We start from the raw sequence: 15282 nt of genomic DNA, 5'->3' as shown, positions 1-15282 counted from the left end.
GAATGACAGGCGTCAACCAAAAAGTGCCTGGCGTCTATGTCGATCTCGATGAGCTGATCGCGTTTGAACACGGGGGCCGGAGGGTATCGTTCCTGCCTCGCCAGCCGGTGCACAGCCTGCTCTCCGGGCGCCTCGCATCCCGCATGCGCGGCCGCGGGCTGAGCTTCGAGGAGATCAGACGTTATCGTGCGGGCGATGATGTTCGCGCGATCGACTGGAAGGTGACGGCCCGGTTGCGGAAACCGTATTTGCGCGTCTTCAGCGAGGAGCGGGACCGGCAAACCGTGCTGTTGGTCGACCAGCGCATGTCGATGTTCTTCGGCAGCCGGCTCGCGATGAAATCGGTCGCGGCGGCACAAGCGGCCGCGATCGGGGCGTGGCGGGTGCTCGGGGTGGGCGACCGCGTCGGTGCCATCGTGTTCGACGACCGCGACCTCGTCGAGATACGCGCTCGGCGCAGCCGGGCGACGGTGTTGCAGATCCTCTCCACGATCGTCATGCAGAATCACGAACTAGGCGTCGGCCGCGGACTGGTTTCCGCGCCGCCCATGCTCAATTCCGCGCTTGGGCACGCCCAACGCAGAGCATTGCACGACGCTGCCGTGATCATCATCAGCGATTTCGACGGCGCTGATGAGACCACGCGTAAGATGGTCGGCGCGCTCACCCGGCATAACGACGTCGTTGCGCTGCTCGTCCATGATCCGCTGCAGAGCGACCTGCCGCCGTCGGCAAGCATGACGGTGACGGACGGCGAGCTGCAGATACGGCTCGATGTTGGGCGCGACAGCGTGCGGAGGAACATATTGCAGGCCACCAAGGAACGCCTGCACGGCGTCTTCGCGTGGACACGCGAGATCGGCGTTCCCGTGCTCCCGCTCAGTGCCGCGGAAGACGTCGTCGAACAGCTTCGCCGCCTGCTTGGCACATTGCCGGCGCGCCATGGACATGGCGGCGGCCACAGCCAGACGGAGGCAACACTTGGCTGATGTCCACCCGCTGCAGGCTGATCCTGTCGCCGGCTTGATCGACATTCCACTGCCGCAGCCTGTGAGTCTGCTGCCGCAGACCTGGGCGTCGCGGATTGCGATTTTGGTTCTGCTTGTGGGTGTAATCGCGGCGCTCTGGCGTCTCATGCGTCAGCGTCACATCAATAGATATCGTCGAGCAGCGCTGGCGGAATTGGACCAGATCGGACGCGCGGCCGATGCCGGGCCCCGGCCGGAATTTCTGGCGCGGCTGACCGTGCTGGTGAGGCGCACGGCGCTTGCGGCCTTCCCTCGGGAAGAGGTCGCTTCGCTGGTGGGGCCAGCGTGGCTCGCGTTTCTCGATCGCAGCTACGGCGGGATCGAGTTCTCTCAGGGTGTCGGCCGGCTGTTGGCGAGCGGCGCCTATCAACGCAATCCGCCCGACGATGTCGCCCTTCAGTCGCTCGTGGCGCTCATCCGCCGTTGGATCAGGGAGCACCATGTTTGAGTTCGCCTGGCCCTGGCTGCTTGTCCTGTTGCCGCTGCCGATCCTGGCATGGTGGTTGCTGCCGCCGTATCGCTCGCGGCTCGCCTCGGTGCAGGTCCCGTTTTTCGAAAGGCTCGCGTCGGCAACCGGGCAAACGCCGCAGCAGGGCGCCGTGGTGCTGCAGCGGCGCTTCGTCCAGATGATCGTCGCAGCGTTGGTCTGGATCCTCCTGGTCGCGGCGCTGGCAAAACCACAATGGGTCGGCGACCCCGTGACGCACGAGGTCTCAGCGCGCGACCTGGTTCTTGCTGTCGACATATCGGGATCGATGGACCAGCGCGACTTCCGCGCGCCCGATGGGCAGATGTTGACGCGGCTCGACGGGGTCAAGCGCGTCGTCAAGGATTTCATTTCGCGCCGGCACGGTGATCGTGTCGCACTGATCCCGTTCGGCACCAGGGCCTATGTGCAGGTGCCCTTCACACAAGACCTGGAAACGGCAGAGCAGCTACTCGAACAGACGCAAGTTGGAATGGCCGGGCAGCAGACCGCGATCGGCGATACGATCGGGCTTGCGATCAAGACATTTGCGACCAGCACCGCGAAGCAGAAGCTGCTGATCCTCTTGACCGACGGGAATGACACGGCAAGCCGCGTGCCGCCCGAGCACGCTGCCGACATCGCTCGCCAAAATGACGTGACCATCTACACCATCGGTGTCGGCGACCCCAAGGCGACCGGCGAGAACCGCGTCGATCTCGGCGTTCTGCAGGCCGTTGCGAGCACGACGCACGGTCAATTCTTCCGGGCCGAGGATGGCGCGCAACTGCAGGCGATCTATGCCGACATCGACCGGCTTGCGCCGGCCAAACTGGAGACGCTGTCGTGGCGTCCGAAGCTGCCTCTGTTTCAGTGGCCGCTGGGCGCCGCCGTGATCCTTTCGCTGTTGCTGTGGCTTGCGATGCTCGCGAGCAGCGAATGGGGGCGCAGGAAGACCTTGAGCCATGCATGAAGCGGTAGCCACCTCCTTCCATCTGCTGCGCCCGCTCTGGCTGTTGGCACTGATTCCGGTCGGCGCCGTGTGCGCGCTGGTGCGCTGGCGACAGAGCCCGCAGGCGCAATGGGGCGGCGTGATCGCGCCGCATCTTCTGAACCACCTGATCGTTCAGCCTGGGCGGGGGCGCCGCATCAACCCGCTCTATCTCGTGGCCACCGCGATGGTGCTTGGCATTATCGGCTTGTCGGGACCAACTTGGCGGCGCGAATTGCCACCCTTCGTCGAGGACAAGGCACCGCTGATGATTGCGCTGGAACTCGATCCGTCGATGGGCCAGACCGACATCGCTCCGTCGCGCCTTGAGCGCGGCAAGCAGAAGATCAGGGATCTCCTGACGGCGCGCGCTGGTGCCCGAACCGGGCTGATCGCCTATGCGGGCACGGCGCATCTGGTGATGCCGCTGACCGACGATCGGACCGTTATCGAACCGTTCCTCGCGGCGCTTGCGCCTGACCTGATGCCTGTGCCAGGCAAGAATGCGGCAGGAGCAATCGACCTCGCGGCACGGTCACTCGCGAGCGAACCGGTTGCCGGTACCATTTTGCTGGTCGCCGATGATCTGGGCGGCGCCGACGCCACGGCGATCGGTCGGGCCACTGGGCACAATAATCTGGTGATGCTCAGCCTCGGCCCGCGATCTGGCGCAACCGCGTCGCTCGGTTCGGACGTCGTGCCGGTCAGTGTCGATAGCGCGGACATCCGTGCGCTCGAGCGCCGGATCGAGACCAGATTCCAGGCCGCACAGAGCAGCGCCTTCGGCGTGCAGTGGCGCGACGACGGTTATTGGCTGCTGCTGCCGGTGGCGCTGCTCAGCCTGCTCTGGTTCCGTCGCGGCACAACGGTGGCCTGGGCCGTTGCGCTGGTGATCGCGTTCCACGCGTGGCCGGCGCATGCGCAGGAGTCGTCGCGTTTTGCGGATTGGTGGCTGACACCGGACCAGCAGGGGCGGATCGCCTTCGATCGCGGGGATTATGCAGGGGCTGCAAAACTCTTCGCCGACCCGATGTGGCGAGGTCTGGCCGCGTACCGTGTCTACGACTTCCTGACCGCGGCCCAGGAATTTTCCCGCGTCGAGACAACGGAGGGCCGCTTTGCGCTCGGCAATGCGCAGGCGCAGAACCACGCCTATGAGAAGGCCATCAAGGCCTATGACGAGGTGCTCAAGGCGCAGCCGGGTCACTTCGCCGCGAAAACCAACCGCGCGATCGTGGAGGCCGCGCTGAAGGCGCAGGAAGATAAACGTCGGAAGCAGGAGCAGGCAGACCCGGCCCCGCCTGATGAAAAGGCCGATGAGACCCGTGTCGACCCGGATCAGAAAGGCGGCAAACGAATTCAGGTCACGCCGGAGGACCTCACCACCGCCGGAGCCGCCGAAGCGTGGATGCGCGAAGTGCAAACGACGCCCGCCCAGTTTCTCAAGCTGAAATTCGCAATCCAGGCAACAGCTCCGGCCGGAACGGGAGCGCCGAAATGAGAAACTGGGCGATCGCCATCGTCCTGTTGCTGGCGCCATCGCTGCCGCTGCACGACGCGCGCGCTCAGCAGGATGACGCCGCCAAGCCGGCTGTACGTGTCACCATCGATCCGTCGCGCGTCGTGGTTGGCCAGCAAACAAGGCTGCGGATTGACGTGCTGGCGCCAAACTACATGACGGCGCCACCTGAGCTTCCGGGTTTCCAACTCCGGAATGCAACCACCCGTCAACTCCAGAGCGTCAATATCAATGAACAGCACGACGGCATCACTTACGCGGGTGTCCGGTTCGAGTTTGCGATCTATCCGTTGGAGCCGGGTTCCTATTCCGTCGCCGACCAGACGGTCACGGTCAGATATGCGGCCGAACCGCCGGCGACACGCGAGGTGGCCATCGCGCTGCCACGCATCTCGCTCGAGGCCTTCATTCCGAACGCAGCCTCCGCCCTGCGTCCGTTCCTGGCTGCAAACCGACTGACGATCGAACAGACTGTGCGGAACTCATCGGACCAGCTCAAGGTTGGCGACTCGGTCACCCGGATCGTGACGGTCAAGGCCGCGGGCACACCGGCAATGCTGTTGCCGCCGCAGCAATTTGCCGCGGTCGAGGGGCTCGCGCTCTATCCGGCGCAACCTGCGCTCGATGACCAAGCCGACAGCCGGACCGACGAGACGTCATCGACGCGGGTCGATTCTGCCACTTACATGCTGGAGAAGCCCGGCGACTACGCGCTGCCGGCCATCGATGTTCGCTGGTGGAATGTCCAGGAGAAAAAGGTCGACCTCGCGCATCTCGATGCGGTGACGCTGCATGTTGCCGCCGATCCGACCGCGACCGGAGCCGCAGCGGCCGGCGAGACCGGCACACACATGACCTGGGAGGCTCTGATCGATTTCGTTGCGGATCACTGGCGTCTGGTCATCCCTGCGGTGGCTATCGTCGCTGTGATGGCGTGGTTCGCTCCGCGTGTGTGGAAGAGGATCGCGATCCTGCTCCGACAACGTCGCGAGACCTATCTTCAATCCGAGGCCTACGCCTTCGGCCTGTTACGTCGGGCCGTCCACCATCGCGATGCAAGGACCACGTATTTCTTGCTGCTCGAGTGGTTGCAGCGCTTTGAGCCGGTCGCACCGTATCACAGCGTCGACGCGCTCAAGGCGGCTGCGCGCGATCCGGCGCTCGATCGTCAGCTTGGCGCGATCGAAGACGAACTGTTTGCCCCGCAGCACATCGGTGACGGCTGCTCGCGGCGCCTGTTGCTGCGCCGGATCAGCGCCGCCCGGCGCGGTCTGCGGCGGCGAACGGCGCGCGGCGGACGTCCCCCCTTGCCCAGAGAGCTGAATCCGATTGGCGGAGAGGCCGCGCCCACCTATCGCGGTCGAAAGCCCGCCCGATGAGGCACTGCCCTACTCCCAGACGAGCGCGGCCTTGCCGCAAATCTCGATCAGGCAGCCTTCGCAGGCTCTGGCCCCAATCGCCGCCGCAAGCTCTTTTCCGGATCATGCTTTAGTCGGGCGGCGGCAGCACGAGCCGGTGCTTCCGGGGTCGCCCGGCATATTTGCCCGAGATGTCGTCCGCCTTGGTCGCAACGAAGGACTGCGACACCGCCTGCTCGGCCACGTTCGCCATCGGCCCAAAGATCAGGTTGGCGTTCTCCACGGTCCCGGCGTCAAGACCCGCATAGGCTGGCTCGGCATTCACGACGCCGAGCGCCTGATCCGCCTGATATACGACTGTGCCCGCCGCGCTGGTCAGCGTGGCGCGCGAGCCGCCGTAATCGCCGCCGATATTGTACTGGAAGCAGTTGATCGGCGCGAGGTTGGCGGCTGTCGCCGGCTTGCCGGTTGTCCGCAGCGTCTGCCCGACGATAGCGATGGACGCGGTGCCGACAGTGTTGCCGTCGTTGTCCATTACCTTGTAGTTCGCGCCCGTCACCGTGCCGGTGCCATCGCTGGTGTAGGTCAAGGCCATGCTGATCGCGTATCCGGCCGGGATGGTCGCACTCGGCAAGGTCGCGAGACTGGTGTCGATGCGGTTCAGCTCGTTTAACGCGCTGTCCCAGGTGTCGATGCGCGCGAAGAGCTGCGAGCTCGACGGGCTCGCATACACGACGAACTGCTGGACCTCCGCTGTGTTCGCGGTGCCCGGCGCGGCATAGGCATTGAGCTGGAAGCTGTAGCCGTTCGCAGAACTCGCGAAATCAACCGAAAAGTTGATCGTGGCGACGACGCCGGTCAGGGGGTTGCCGCCGTTCTCCAGGAAGTAGTTGGAGTTGCTCACCAGCCCGCCCGCCGGCGCCGCCATCGCGGCGGGACCGGTCAGGTCGGCTTCCAGAAAGGCGTATTCGACGACGCTGTTGCTGCGGTTCTCCACCACCAGGAAATAGACGACGTTCGCCAGATCGTCGCTGAGCTGACTCCACATCGTGCTGACGCCGAGCTGGTTCCAGTGCGGATAGCCATCCGATTCCACCCACCATAGATTGTCGGTGAACGACGGCGTCACCGGCATGACCCGCAGCACTGGTTGGAACCACGGCGTGTTGCCGCGGACGAAGAACCAGCCGGCCGAGGCGCCCGGCGCCAGGCTGTTACTGCCCCACTGCATTGCCATGTCTCTCTCCCTTGCCGAACGGCCGCGCCCCGGGTTCGTCCGGGACTGCGCGGCGGCGACGGTCAGGAATGCTTCTTGACGAGCTTTCCCGCCGCTGCATCGATCCGATAGCCGGCGTGCAGCTCATGCAGCGGACGGTTCGCGTGCTCCTGATCCAGATGGATCTCGGCCACGTGCTGGCCCTTGCCGGGCACCATACCCACTTGCACGAACTTGCTGCCTGCGGCTTTGAGGTCGCCGATCTTGGCGACCGACAGGATGTTGCCGTGCGCGTCGTGCAGGACCGTCGCTTTCATCGTCCTCTCCCATCGTTGTCGGGACGCCAAATGTGGGCGCGCCTACAGGTCGCTCTCCAGGAAGGCGTATTCGATCGTGTTGTTGCTCTTGTTCTCGACGACCATGAAATAGATTAGCGTCTGGGAATCATTGCTCAACTGGCTCCAGATCGTGCTGACGCCCAGCTCGTTCCAGTACGGATAGCCATCGCCCGCCACGTACCACAGATTATCTGTGAAGGACGGCGACATCGGCATGACCTGCAGGACAGGAAGGAATCCGTCTTCCCGCGATCGTGCGAAGAACCATCCGGCGGAGGCGCCGGCTGCCAGGCTGTTGTTGCCCCATTGCGCTGCCATGATGCTGCCTCCACTAAGACCGCGATCTGTTCGAGCCTGGTCCATAGGTCTCCGAGACGCGAACGTATTAATGGTAGTGCGACTTGTAAGCCACTCGTATGAAGTGCGCCACATTCACTGAAATTTTCGGATTACAATTCGAGGGCTCGTCACTTGGCGACACCCGCCACGTCGCAGAAGCCCTCAACGCGAAACGCGTTGGCCAGGTCAGTTTCTATCCGAGGTCACCTCCCGCCACCGGCAGAATGCTGCCAGTGACGTAGCTCGCTTCGTCCGAGGCCAGGAACAGGATCGGCGCCACCTGCTCGTCAATCGTGCCGTAGCGCTTGAGAAAGCTGGATCCTTTAACCTGTTCGACCGTCTCGGCCATCCACTCCTGCTCGTCGAGCGTGTCGCCATCGGCGTTGCGAGGGACGCGTCGTGGGGGCGCCTCTGTGCCGCCGGGTGCGGTGGCGACGACACGGATATTGCGCGAGGCGTATTCCATCGCCAGGCTCTGTGTGGCGGCATTGATCCCGCCCTTCGCTGCCGAATAGGGTACGCGATGGATGCCTCGCGTCGCGTTCGACGAGACGTTGACGATCGTGCCCCCTCCCCGCACGATGAGGTGAGGAAGCGCCGCATGACAGCACCAGAGCGTCGGCATCAGTGAGCGGCGGATCTCCGCCTCGATCTGCTGTGGCTCGAAGCGGTCGTAGGGTCGCATGCGGATCGCGCCGCCGACGTTGTTGATGAGAATGTCGATGCCGCCGAAGCACCGGACCGCTTCGCCCATCGCTTTTGCGGCACCCTCGTAGGTTTCGAGGTCGCATACGAAGCCACGCCCCCGAACGCCCGCTTCCGACGCGACGTCACCAACGAAGTCCGCTCGATCGACGAAGAAAACGTTTCCACCCTCGGCAGCGGCTCGCAACGCTACGGCCCGGCCGATGCCTTGAGCGGCACCAGTCACGACGAGCGTCTTTCCGGCGAAGCGATCGGTGAAGATCATGCCGCCACCGCTTCGGTCGCGGAGAACTTCTCGTAGTAGAAATGCGAGGGGTTCACCCCCTTCTCCGTGAAAAAGACCCGCACCGCCTCGACCATCGGTGGCGGACCGCACAGGTAGACGTCGCAGTCCCCGGCGTTGAGATGTTCGTCCGCAAGATGCGCCGTTACATAGCCCTTCAAAGGATGCGCGCTGTCTGGATTGGCGACGCAGGTCGCCCAAGTGAAGGTCGATATTCGCTTGGCAAGTGCTTCAATCCTTTCGATCTCTACCAAATCGCCATCGTTGGTGACCCCGTAGATCAGGTGCACCGGCTGATCGGTGCCCCGGTCCGCGAGAACCTCGAGCATCGACAGGATGGGCGCGAGTCCCGTGCCACCGGCGAGCATCACGACCGGACGGTCCACTGCGCGCAGGAAAAAGCTCCCTTGCGGACCCACAAACTTCATCCTGGTGCCCATCTTGGCCTCGTTGGCGAGCCAGCCGCTCATCAAACCGCCCGGCACGTTGCGGATGAGGAAACTCGCTTCAGCCGCTCCTACCTTCGAACTGAAGGAGTAGGAGCGATGTTCGCTGGTCCCGGGTACCGTGAGGTTCACGTATTGGCCTGGAAGGAATCCCAGCGCGTCGGGTCTGTCGAGCTTGAGCTTGAGGATGATGGTGCTGTCGGAGAGGAGTTCGACCGAACTTACCTCCCCGCCATGTTCTGCGGGCTTTACCTTGCACGCGCTGGACGGAACGGGTACCGCTATGACGCAGTCCGAGGAAGGCACCATCTGACAGGTGAGCACCATTCCCTCTCCGGCTTCCGCTTCGCTCAAGGCATCTTCGAGGTATTCGTCGCCGAGATCGTATTCACCCTGCTCGCAGCGGCACTTGCAGGTGCCGCAGACCCCGTCCGAGCAGTCCATCGGCAGGTTGATCTTGTTTCGGTAGGCCGCGTCGAGGACCTTCTCGCCATCGTTGCATTCGATGAAGCGAGTGGCTCCGTCTTCGAAATTGAGTGCTACGCGATAAGTCATGTTCTACTCTCCGGTGATCCCGACGAGCGGCGTCAGATGTGATAGATGTCGATGACCTGGTGGATGTAGTCGCTCTTGAGCACGACCTTCTTCGCCACGATCCGCGGCTCATCTCCACCGGTATCCAGCGTGTAGAATGCCGTGCCGAAAAAGCTGTCGGTCTTCTTGTAGCGGTGGCTCAGCGTGTGCCAATTGAAGCGCAGGTGGAGCTCGCCGTCGCGCTCCTCCACGATCTCGATATTCGAGATGTTGTGGCTGGTGCGCGGCTCCGGCGTGCTGGCGCCGGAGCGCTCGGTCTTGATCCGGAAGATGCGATCTTCCAAACCTTCCCTGTTGGGGTAGTAAATCAGCGAGACGTGCTGCTCGGGATCCTCGACGAGCTGGTCGTCGTCGTCCCAAGACGGCATCCAGAAGCTGGCTTTGGGCGAATAGAGCTTGATCCATTCGTCCCACTGACGATCGTCCAGCAGGCGCGCCTCGCGGTAGAGAAAGGCGCGAACCTGCTCGATGTCGAACTTGGCGGCGGGCGCAACAGCATTTGCGACTGCGAGGGTCATGCCGCTTCTCCCTGTATCGAGACGACACCGAGCGTGTCGCCGCCGTTCCGTAAGATCGCTTCGCGCAGCGACCTGGCCCAGAATTCGTGCTGGCGGACGAACAGGCCTTCGTCCTCGCTACGCTCGCCGCTCAAAAGCGGCTTCAGCCCGATCGCCTTGGCGTTCTCGTCCGGACCATCGATCCAATGGACGGCACCGCGGCTGAGGTCGTTCCAGAGTTCGCCGGCGCCGACGTAAGCGGTCTGACACGCGCGGAATTCCTCGAGGTCGTCCGGGGTGCCCATACCGGAGACGTTGAAGAAGTCTTCGTACTGACGGATACGGATCGCCCTCTCCTTCGCGTCCTCTCCCTTGGGCGCGAAGCAGTAGATGGTGACCTCGGTCCGGTCGACGCTGATCGGCCGCACCACTCGGATCTGCGTCGAGAACTGATCCATGAGATAGACGTTTGGATAGATTCCGAGATTGCGGGTCTGGCCGACGATGAAGCCGGCGCGGTCCTTGCCGAGGCGCGCTTCGAGCGCTTCCCTGTGGTTGAAGATCGGCCGAACCTCGGGGTTGAGCAGGTTGGTCCAGAGCAGGATGTGGCCGTTCTCGAAGCTGTAGACGCCGCCTATGCTCTTGGACCAGCCGTTGGCGTCGACCGTCTTGGTGCCCTCGGTCTCATAGTTGCGATGGCCCATGGTCGCCGAGTAATTCCAGTGGACGGAGCTAACGTGGTAGCCGTCGGCACCGTTCTCCATCTGAAGCTTCCAGTTGCCGTCGTAGATGTAGGAGGAGTTTCCGCGGAGCACCTCGATGCCGTCGGGCGCTCCATCGACGATCTGGTCGATCACGGCCTTCGCGCCGCCGAGATGCTCTTCGAGCGCCACGACGTCCGGATTGAGGCTGCCGAACAGGAATCCCCGGTAGCTTTCGAACCGTGGGACTCTCGCAAGGTCGTGCGAACCGTGAGTATTGAACGAAGCCGGATAGTCGCCGGTCTTGCCATCCTTGACCTTCAGGAGCTTACCCGTATTGCTGAAGGTCCAGCCGTGGAAGGGACAGGTGAAACTACCCTTGTTGCCGTGCTTGCGCCGGCAGAGCATCGCACCGCGATGCGCGCAGGCATTGATCATGGCGTGGAGCTCGCCCGACTTATCGCGGGTGATCATGATCGGCTTGCGGCCGATCCAGGTGCTGAAGTAGTCGTTGTTATCAGGTATCTGGCTCTCATGCGCCAGAAACACCCAGTTGCCTTCGAAGATGTGCTCCATCTCGAGTTCGTACATCTCGACATCGGTGAAGATGTCGCGACGGCAGCGGAATAGTCCGAGCTGCCTGTCTTCGACCACCGCGCCGTCGATACGCTCCAGAAGTGTCGTCATCGCTTCCTCTCCTCTTCGTTTTCGTTATCGCGTCAGCTGTGCGCGGGGCTCACGCGACCTCGGCGCGTGGTCGGCTCGAAAGGTGTTCATCGGTGCCGCTGGCGGCGCGCTGCAGCTGGAAGTCGAAGTTGATGTAGGCGGTGTCGCCCTGGCGCTGCGGGAGCGGCAGCAAACCGTCGCGGGTGGCGAAGGCGAAGTCGTCGGCCGCATGCGGATCGTCGCCGAAATTGATTTGGGTCGTCAGCTTCCGGTACCCGGGCGCCTCGATGAAGAAGTGCACGTGCGCCGGCCGATGACCGTGACGGCCGATCGCCTTCATCAGCGTGTCGGTCGCGCCGCCTTCGGGCACGGAGTAGCCGTTCGGCATCTTGGAGTGGAATGAATACTTTCCGTCGGGACCGAGCTTGATACGGGCGCGATTGTTGAAGGGCGTCTGTTCGCGGGTCGGATCGAAATGCGAGTACCAGCCCTGCGAGTTGGCATGCCAAACGTGCAGAATCGCATCCTTGGCCGGCTCGCCGTCCGGACCGGTGACGCGACCCCTCATGTAGAGGCTGCCGGTCTCGTCCGAATCCTTGGTCAGATTGACGTCGCCTTCCTCGAGCGGAGCGCCCGCCACGTAGAGAGGTCCCTCGATGGTGCGTGGCGTGCCGCCGGTGCGACCGGCCTCCGCGTCTTTCGCGTCCATGAACAGATCGAGGAAGTGCTCGAGTCCCGAGCCCGGTACCAGCAAGCCGAATTCCGGCGCACCCTTCTGCAGGAAGTTGACGGCGCCCCAGAATTCGTCCTCGCTGATGTCGTGCCGAACGATGATTTCCGCACCGGCCTCGACGATGTCGCGAACGATCGCCTTCAGACGAGAATTCCCGCCGCTTTGATTAAGGCCCGCCGCCTTGTCGAGCAATGCCTGGACTTCGGGGGTTTTCACGAAGCTCGTATCCATGTCGTCTCTCCCTTGGCTTTAGGTCCGCTGTGCGGACGTTGGTCGTTCGAAGTGTCTCAGCGGTCGTCGTCGTGCAGTGAGGACGGGTGCCTGCAGAGTGGCGTCACCTTCATCTCCATGAAGGGATAGAGCGGCAGCCCAGTCAGGATGTCGTGAAGCTCGGTACTGCTTTCGACGTCGAAGATGCTGACGTTGGCGTAGTGACCGACCACGCGCCAGATGTGGCGCCACTTGCCGGCGCGCTGCAGTTCCCGAAACCGCTCCTTCTCGCGCGCCTTGAGGTGCTCAGCTTCTTCCCTGTCGAAATCGAGTGGAATGCGGACGTTCATCTCGACCATCGTCAGCATGATTCAAGCTCCCCTCGCCGCGACGACATGCAAGGTCGGCGCCGTCCGATCCCGGCGGAATCGAGCGACCTTTTCCTCGTCGAGCTCGATGCCGAGGCCGGGACCGATCGGAACGCCCAACGAGAAATCGGCGTAATCAAGTGGCTCGGTGAGAATTTCCTCCGTCAGCAGCAAGGGACCGAACAGCTCGGTGCCCCACGCAAGCTGGGGAAACGTCGCAAAGAGATGGGCGGAAGCTGCCGTTCCGACGCCGGCCTCGAGCATGGTGCCACCATAAAGACCGATGCCCGAGGCTTCGGCGATGGCGGCAACGTCGCGACCGGGATGGAGTCCGCCCGACTGGGCGATCTTCACGGCAAACACGCGGGCGCTGGCGCCTGCCGCTACGCGAAAGGCATCGCGCGGACCGTGCAGCGCTTCGTCGGCCATCAGCGGGATAGCGTGTCGGGCTGAGAGACGCGCCATGGCGCAAAGCGCGTCGCGCGCGATCGGCTGCTCGACCAGGTCGCAGCCGGCGTCGGCCAACATCTTCATCCCGACGTCGGCCTGCGCCTCGTCCCACCCCTGATTGACGTCGACGCGGACGCTACCGCGGTCACCGAGTGCCTTTTTGATCGCCGCGACATGCGCGACGTCGTCGACCACGCTGCGCTTGCCGATCTTCAGCTTGAAGATCGAATGCCGCCTGGCCTCGATCATCGCCTCGGCTTCCTCGATATCTCGCGCAGTGTCGCCGCTTGCGAGCGTCCAGGCGACTGGCAGGCGATCGCGTACGCGCCCTCCGCCGATCAACTCGGAGACAGGCACGCCCAGTCGCTTACCGGCAGCATCGAGCAATGCCGTCTCGACCGCGCACTTGGCGATGTGGTTGCCGACGACGCTGCGACCGACCTTTGCCATCGCTTCGGCCACCCTCGAAACGTCGCAGGTCTTGAGAACCGGCGCGATGTAGGTGTCGATGGCAAGCTTGATACCTTCGGGGCTTTCGTTGCCGTAGCTCAGGCCACCGATGGTGGTCCCCTCCCCGATGCCGGCAATTCCGTCGGCACAAGTGATCCGTACCAGGACGACCGCTTGGCTCCGCATGGTCGCCATGGCGAGCACGTGCGGACGGATCGTCGGAATATCGACAATAAAGGTATCGATCTGGGTAGCTTTTATCGTCACCGGCGCATCCTCGAATTCGCATTTCTTGGCTGAAAACTAGATGCAGGCGGCGGAGACGGCAAAGACCGATTGGGTTTACAAATTATACCCTAAAGGTATAGTTTGTTATGGACCTAAGGCAGCTCCGCTACTTCGTGACCCTGGCCAACGAGCGCAACTTCTCGCGCGCGGCTGACCGGCTGCACATCGCACAACCGCCGCTGAGCCGGCAGATCCAGCAACTCGAAGGCGAGGTCGGAGCCGAACTGATCGATCGCTCGTCGCGGCCATTGAGGCTCACCGAACCGGGGCGGCTCTTCTACGAACAGGCCGTCCAGGTACTGTCGCGCGTCGAAGAGATGCGCACGATGATGAAGCGCGCACTCAAGATCGAGAAAAGGCAATTCGTCATCGGCTTCGTGGGTTCGGTGCTCTACGGGCATCTACCCGAACTCATCCGAGAATTTCGACGAGCGGCGCCGGAGGTCGAGCTCCACCTTGTCGAGCTCGTCAGCCTCGAGCAGATCGGCGCCCTGAAGGAAGGCCGGATCGACATCGGCTTCGGACGCGTGCGCTTCGATGACGACGAGGTCCGGCGCATAATACTACGCGAGGAGCCTTTGATGGCGGCATTGCCGATCGATCATCCCTTGGAGAAGCAAAGCGGCCCGGTGTCGCTCGAACAGCTCGCGGACGAGCGCCTCATTCTCTACCCACGTGCGCCACGGCCGGGCTACGCTGACCAGGTGATTGCACTCTTCCACGACCGCGGACTCGAGCCACGCATCGCGCATGAGGCACGCGAACTCCAGATCGCCGTCGGCCTGGTCGCCGCCGAAGAAGGCGTCTGCATCGTTCCCGTCTCTGTGCAAAAGTCGCGCGTCGAAGGCGTGCGCTACAAGCGACTGGTCGAGCCCGCGACCTCGCCGATCATCATGAGTTATCGTCTTGGCGACAAGATGCCGGAGCTCGGCTTAATGGCGGATATCATCGCGCGCATGTATGAAATCTGGGGCTACGACGTCCCCGACGGACTGCATCGTTTCGACACCGGACGATGACTTTGTCAGCTCGTCGACGTGAGTTACCGGTCCGAGACCCCACACCCTCGACTTCGCCATCAACATCGGCACCGCCAAAGCACTTGGCGTCGCGGTCCGCCGTCCTCCCTCATAATGCTGACGAGGTGATTGGATGACGTCTGCTGGCCCTAAGCCGACTCCATCACGCGCATGACTGAACTGATTGACGGGAGCTTGGGCAACAATTCCAGTCGGCTCCGCGTAGTTGCCCGCCTGCCGGACGGTCACGTACTCAATCATGAAGGGATAGGCATATATGTATGCATCTCTCGCAATCGTGTAAGCCTCATCTTTTGTAAGCTCTGCGCACGAAGCCCCAGAAGAGAAAGTTAGCGCTAGTGTCAAGGCGATTGATGCAACGGAACGCCGAACGATCACGACCGGCCTCCTGAACAAACCTTTTTTGACAGAATGCTCTGACGCTTCAGCCTCTCACGCTACGACGGATTGGCAACCGACGGAAATTGATGACGGCGAGCGGGTTGTCCGCTATTTGGCCCGGACGCGAAGTGAAGGCGCGACGCGCTGAGGTCGGTTCATGGGGCACGGCGGACGCGATTTGCTCATCCAGAGTTCCTCTCAATTTGACCAAAAGC

16 protein-coding genes are annotated in these 15282 nt (G+C 63.0%); 6 read left to right on the top strand and 10 right to left on the bottom strand.

Annotation, left to right across the window (positions count from 1 at the left end; all coding sequences use genetic code 11):
• Positions 1–2 precede the first annotated feature (2 nt).
• Genes A3AI_RS0119540 through A3AI_RS0119520 form a run of 5 tightly spaced genes read left to right on the top strand, consistent with a single transcriptional unit; the run spans position 3 to position 5383 of the window.
• On the top strand, positions 3–989 hold the full coding sequence (locus A3AI_RS0119540) for a DUF58 domain-containing protein (protein WP_024517188.1): 987 nt from the start codon (positions 3–5) through the stop codon (positions 987–989).
• Entirely contained in the window at positions 982–1476 is a 495-nt protein-coding gene (locus A3AI_RS0119535) for a DUF4381 domain-containing protein (RefSeq protein WP_024517187.1), read from the top strand. The genes A3AI_RS0119540 and A3AI_RS0119535 overlap by 8 nt, the downstream gene beginning before the upstream one ends.
• Positions 1469–2467 (top strand): vWA domain-containing protein, encoded by a 999-nt coding sequence (locus tag A3AI_RS0119530; protein ID WP_024517186.1) that lies wholly within the window; start codon positions 1469–1471, stop codon positions 2465–2467. The genes A3AI_RS0119535 and A3AI_RS0119530 overlap by 8 nt, the downstream gene beginning before the upstream one ends.
• Complete coding sequence (locus tag A3AI_RS0119525; protein ID WP_024517185.1) at positions 2460–3986, top strand: vWA domain-containing protein; 1527 nt, start codon at positions 2460–2462, stop codon at positions 3984–3986. Before A3AI_RS0119530 ends, A3AI_RS0119525 begins: the two co-directional genes overlap by 8 nt.
• Positions 3983–5383: a BatD family protein gene (locus A3AI_RS0119520; protein ID WP_024517184.1), complete on the top strand. Its 1401-nt coding sequence runs from the start codon at positions 3983–3985 to the stop codon at positions 5381–5383. The genes A3AI_RS0119525 and A3AI_RS0119520 overlap by 4 nt, the downstream gene beginning before the upstream one ends.
• Before the next feature lie 109 nt (positions 5384–5492).
• On the opposite strand, the gene A3AI_RS0119515 is transcribed toward A3AI_RS0119520, so the two are convergent.
• The 10 genes from A3AI_RS0119515 to A3AI_RS0119470 all read right to left on the bottom strand — a co-directional run bounded on the left by A3AI_RS0119515 (position 5493) and on the right by A3AI_RS0119470 (position 13625).
• On the bottom strand, positions 5493–6599 hold the full coding sequence (locus A3AI_RS0119515) for a hypothetical protein (RefSeq protein WP_024517183.1): 1107 nt from the start codon (positions 6597–6599) through the stop codon (positions 5493–5495).
• A 62-nt stretch (positions 6600–6661) separates the two neighbouring features.
• Positions 6662–6895, bottom strand: coding sequence for a hypothetical protein (locus tag A3AI_RS0119510; protein WP_024517182.1), 234 nt, complete (start codon positions 6893–6895; stop codon positions 6662–6664).
• A gap of 42 nt (positions 6896–6937) precedes the next feature.
• The gene (locus A3AI_RS0119505; RefSeq protein ID WP_024517181.1) at positions 6938–7234 is read right to left on the bottom strand and encodes a hypothetical protein; all 297 of its coding nucleotides are present in this window, start codon (positions 7232–7234) and stop codon (positions 6938–6940) included.
• A 214-nt stretch (positions 7235–7448) separates the two neighbouring features.
• On the bottom strand, positions 7449–8225 hold the full coding sequence (gene benD / locus A3AI_RS0119500; RefSeq protein WP_024517180.1) for a benzoate diol dehydrogenase BenD: 777 nt from the start codon (positions 8223–8225) through the stop codon (positions 7449–7451).
• A complete protein-coding gene (benC, locus tag A3AI_RS0119495) occupies positions 8222–9244 on the bottom strand; it encodes a benzoate 1,2-dioxygenase electron transfer component BenC (protein WP_024517179.1) in 1023 nt (340 codons plus the stop codon). Before benC ends, benD begins: the two co-directional genes overlap by 4 nt.
• Positions 9245–9276: 32 nt before the next feature.
• Positions 9277–9801 carry a benzoate 1,2-dioxygenase small subunit gene (benB, locus tag A3AI_RS0119490; RefSeq protein WP_024517178.1) on the bottom strand — a complete coding sequence of 175 codons (525 nt, stop codon included), beginning with the start codon at positions 9799–9801 and terminating at the stop codon, positions 9277–9279.
• Positions 9798–11168 (bottom strand): Rieske 2Fe-2S domain-containing protein, encoded by a 1371-nt coding sequence (locus tag A3AI_RS0119485; protein WP_024517177.1) that lies wholly within the window; start codon positions 11166–11168, stop codon positions 9798–9800. The genes benB and A3AI_RS0119485 overlap by 4 nt, the downstream gene beginning before the upstream one ends.
• A 49-nt stretch (positions 11169–11217) precedes the next feature.
• On the bottom strand, positions 11218–12111 hold the full coding sequence (locus A3AI_RS0119480; protein WP_024517176.1) for a dioxygenase family protein: 894 nt from the start codon (positions 12109–12111) through the stop codon (positions 11218–11220).
• A gap of 56 nt (positions 12112–12167) precedes the next feature.
• Positions 12168–12458: a muconolactone Delta-isomerase gene (catC, locus tag A3AI_RS0119475; protein ID WP_024517175.1), complete on the bottom strand. Its 291-nt coding sequence runs from the start codon at positions 12456–12458 to the stop codon at positions 12168–12170.
• 3 nt (positions 12459–12461) lie between these two features.
• A complete protein-coding gene (locus A3AI_RS0119470) occupies positions 12462–13625 on the bottom strand; it encodes a muconate/chloromuconate family cycloisomerase (RefSeq protein ID WP_198030148.1) in 1164 nt (387 codons plus the stop codon).
• 107 nt (positions 13626–13732) lie between these two features.
• Between A3AI_RS0119470 and A3AI_RS0119465 the strand changes: the two genes are divergently transcribed.
• Positions 13733–14665, top strand: a complete 933-nt coding sequence (locus A3AI_RS0119465) for a LysR family transcriptional regulator (RefSeq protein WP_024517173.1) — start codon at positions 13733–13735, stop codon at positions 14663–14665.
• The last annotated feature ends 617 nt before the right edge of the window (positions 14666–15282 follow it).

The organism is Bradyrhizobium sp. Tv2a-2 (assembly GCF_000472425.1).
GTDB lineage: Bacteria > Pseudomonadota > Alphaproteobacteria > Rhizobiales > Xanthobacteraceae > Bradyrhizobium.
The sequence above is the reverse complement of the archived record's forward strand: the minus strand, read 5'-3'. Positions and strand labels throughout refer to the sequence as shown.